The organism is Blautia sp. CGZ-1-C1, from assembly GCF_056504575.1.
Window position 1 is genome coordinate 1 of record NZ_JBWLUT010000164.1, and the last position, 4,007, is coordinate 4,007.

Genomic DNA, 4,007 nt, shown 5'->3' on the forward strand with positions numbered 1-4,007 from the left:
AACTAGCCGAGGAAGCGGCAGGATGGAGCAGGAAGGATTCGGAGCAAGCTTGCTTGTGGAGAAGCATTCCTGATACAGACTGAACATTTGCGAAGCAAATGACACTGAGTGACAAAGTCACGAAGTGACCACCGCTGGAGTACAATACTCAATCGGCACGCAGGAAGTTAATTCTCAAGGAAATGTCAACATGTATGTAGTTTTGAGAGTATATAAAATATACTTTGTAGGGGATTGGTCAAATGGTATGATAGGGGTCTCCAAAACCTTTGGTGGGAGTTCGATTCTCTCATCCCCTGCTTCTAACGAGTCAGAAAGTCAGTGAAATCAAGGCTTTCTGGCTTTTTTGTTTTGTTAAAAATGGAAAGGAACCAGATAAGTACCTTTTTTCAACCATAAATGAGCAAATTTGAAAATTGAGAATAAAAAGACATTGACGATCCCTCTTCGATTGCCTGTGTCTTTTTTGGTATAAAATAAAAAATTTTTGAAAGGAACTGCCCATATTTCAAGTCTAATAGTTATAAAAATGAAAAGGGGGTATAAAAATGGATGCTTTGGTAACAGCAGCTAAAAACGGAGATAAAGAAGCGTTTGTTCAATTGATCCGGATGAATAAGCAGAGCTTATATAAGGCAGCCTGGGTTTATCTTCGGAACGAGCAAGACATTGCAGATGCACTGCAAAATGCAATCCTGTCCTGTTATGAAAATATACAGGGGCTGAGAGAAGTGAAATATTTTAAGACGTGGCTGATTCGGATTCTGATAAACGAATGTAAAGACATTCTCCGTCAAAAGAACCGTGATACAGAACTGGAAAATTTTGCAGAAGGTGTACATTGTGAAGACCTGGATCTTTGTGAATGGAAGCAATTGCTTTTATGTCTTGATGAAGAAAGTAGGAAAATTGTAGAACTCTATTATTTTGATGAATTTTCTGTAAAGGAAATAGGTGTTCTTCTTGAAATGAACAGCAATACCGTATCAACTAAACTTTCCAGGGCAAGAGCTAAATTAAAAAGGGTGATCAGGAGGTGATGGATATGAATGAAAAAGAAATCAGAAAAATTTTAAAAGAAGAAACTGTGATACCCGATAATATTGATAAAGCTATGGAAGATGTTCTGAACAGAATTTTAGATTCTCCAGATGAGAGAATTGGTAACACGAATAATTTAGTCATAAAACCAGATAAAAGAAGAAAGAAAAGTTCAGGGAATAAGAAAAAAATAATTCGGATTCTTCTTCCGGTGGCTGCTGTATTAGGCATTAGCACCGGTGTACTTGCAACAAAACTTGGATGGCTTCATAAAGAGCTGGAGCAGCAGGGTGTTACTGGACAGGAAACTGCCCAAATGATTGTTACAGAACCTGATTCAAATGCAGAAAATGTAGAAGATATGACTTCTTATCATATAACTCCTGAGGAGATGGATTGGAGACAGTCTATGCTTTCTATTACAGAAGCTTATTTTGATGGCAGTAGTTTAAGCTTTCTGGGTGAACCTTCAAACGAGGCGAGGAACTATATGATCAGTTGCAGGGACCATGCGACAGTGAATGGAGAAGATGCACTTGCATCTTTGAATAAGATAGACGGGGAAAATCTCTATTATGGGCATATTACCCTGTATGATGATGCATTGACAGAAAAAATATTAAAAGAAGATTCCAAGGTAGAGCTTTCCATGACCATTCAGGCATATCCGGATTATAATGGTAAGATTTATTACACCTGGAAAGATTATAAAGTTTACGAAAAAATTTTTAAAACTGGTTCTTTTACAGATTCAGAAGGAATGCTCTCTTATGCACTGCCTGCGGAGGATGTTTACAGAGGATATACGCCTCAGACTCTTACGTTAACCCTTCCATTAAATAATGAAGTACGGGATATCATAGAAAAATACAGGAAAGAAGGAAAGCTGCTGGCTGAAGATACTGGAGTAGAACCCACTTCGGATTCTCTGGATGAGAGTACACAGGAAACAACAGGTTTAGAAACTTCTTTAGATTCTACGGAAGTAAATGAAAAACATGATTCAGAAACAACAGTGTTACAGGTAAATGAAAACCATGTAATAGCTTCTCTGCAGGGAAAATCAGGGACGCTTACGATAGACGCCGATATTATTGGAAGTACCTTCGATGTTTCGAAAGGAATCCTGGAAAAATGCAACATATCAGAGAAAGAAATCTGCTCTTGGTTTGGAGGAAAAGATGGCTGGGAAAAATCTGCGACAGATGAAATGGTCTGGGAAAATAAAGAAAAAGGACTGCAGTTATTCGTTTCAGATGGAATGATACAGTGTGATGGATTAAGTGAAAAAGACCTGGGATCTTTAGGAAAAAATACGGAAGATGAAGAATTAAATATTATAAATCAGCTGCTTTCCAGAGCTAATTTAACTGGAACTTCTGTAAGAAAATCAATCAGCGACATGACGGAAGGATATGATTATTACGACACGGAAATTCTGCTGAATGGAGTATCGGTTGGAGGACTTTCTCAGCATTCTTATCGGGGAAATACAGGTTTTGGACCTGAACTTAAAGATTGCTATTTTAATATGCCGATTCCACTTCAAGTGAAAGAGGAAGAATCAGTTACTATGCTTCCTATGGAAGAAATTATGAAATCGGTGGAACAATATGTAAAAGACGGGGAAATTGGTCTTTTTACAGAACAGAATGATACAGGGGAAACGGAATCAATCACGATTCCAGTTACAAAAATCTGTCTGGAATATTATATTGATGAAACCGCAGAGGGAATCGTTTACAGGCCTGTCTGGAGTTTCCACTGCCCTTACCAGTGGAAAGATTCCCCGGATGAACAAGAATTATTTTACATAGATGGAGAAACTGGGGCATTGATTCGGGATGCGTTTGGCTGGTAGGTATGAAAAAAGAACGCCAGTAACACTACTTGACAAAAGAGAAAACAGGTAGTATGATGAACAGGAATTTTGGGGAATGAAGTTCTCCCCAGGGAAACCAAAACCGCTGATTTAAGCTGATGACTTCTACGATTAATTAATAAGCAATGTTAATTGATCGCAGAAGGTGTCAGCTTTTTTTGTGTGGAAAACAAAAAGAAGGAGAAATATCAATGTTAACATCACTATCATTTATTTTTCTGGTAGGTCTGGCAATGGGAGCAATCTGCCAGAAATTGAAACTGCCACGTATTATCGGAATGCTTGCAACCGGAATTGTGCTGGGACCGTATGTCCTGGATTTTCTTGATCCAAGCATTCTCTCTATCTCAGCTGACCTGAGAAAAATGGCGCTGATCATCATCCTGTTAAAGGCAGGATTATCCCTGAATCTGGATGATTTAAAGAAAGTAGGCAGACCTGCGATTATGATGTCTTTTGTACCGGCATCTTTTGAAATTATCGGTTATTTATTATTTGCACCGTCTATTCTGGGAATCACCAGAGTAGAAGCTGCAGTTATGGGATCTGTGCTTGCTGCGGTATCTCCTGCAGTCGTTGTACCGAGAATGGTTCAGCTGATGGAGACGAAATACGGAACAGAGAAAGCGATTCCACAGATGATCATGGCCGGAGCATCTTGCGACGACATCTTTGTTATCGTATTATTTACGACATTTTTAAGCATGGCACAGGGCGGCAGTGCAGACATCAAGGCATTTGCAAATATCCCGATTTCAATCATCCTTGGAATTATTCTTGGTGCGATCGTAGGCTACCTGCTATATTTATTTTTCGAGACGGCTTATGCGAAGAAACATTATGTAAGAAACAGCATGAAAGTAATCATTGTTCTTGGATTCTCTTTTTTGCTGATCGCAATTGAAGGCTGGCTGGAAGGAAAAATTGCAGTATCCGGGTTACTTGCAGTTGTAAGTATGGCATGTGTTCTGAAAATGAAATGCACAGCTTTTGTATCTAAGAGACTGTCAGAGAAATTCGGAAAACTCTGGCTTGCCGCAGAGGTAATTCTTTTTGTTTTGGTAGGTGCTGCAGTTGATATCCG

The 4,007-nt window shown here is 39.0% G+C and carries 3 protein-coding genes, 1 tRNA gene and 1 riboswitch; all 4 genes read left to right on the forward strand.

The features are described from left to right. Positions 1-228: 228 nt before the first annotated feature. A tRNA-Trp gene (locus AC058W_RS15200) sits at positions 229-299 on the forward strand. Between the two features lie 249 nt (positions 300-548). Beyond that, the gene (locus AC058W_RS15205) at positions 549-1,040 is read left to right on the forward strand and encodes an RNA polymerase sigma factor (protein WP_118248138.1); all 492 of its coding nucleotides are present in this window, start codon (positions 549-551) and stop codon (positions 1,038-1,040) included. 5 nt (positions 1,041-1,045) lie between these two features. Next, complete coding sequence (locus AC058W_RS15210; protein ID WP_479390266.1) at positions 1,046-2,902, forward strand: hypothetical protein; 1,857 nt, start codon at positions 1,046-1,048, stop codon at positions 2,900-2,902. 63 nt (positions 2,903-2,965) lie between these two features. Further along, positions 2,966-3,038, forward strand: a riboswitch (Fluoride riboswitch). 76 nt (positions 3,039-3,114) lie between these two features. Beyond that, positions 3,115-4,007: cation:proton antiporter domain-containing protein (locus tag AC058W_RS15215; protein ID WP_479390267.1), on the forward strand; the 893-nt coding region annotated here is incomplete at its 3' end.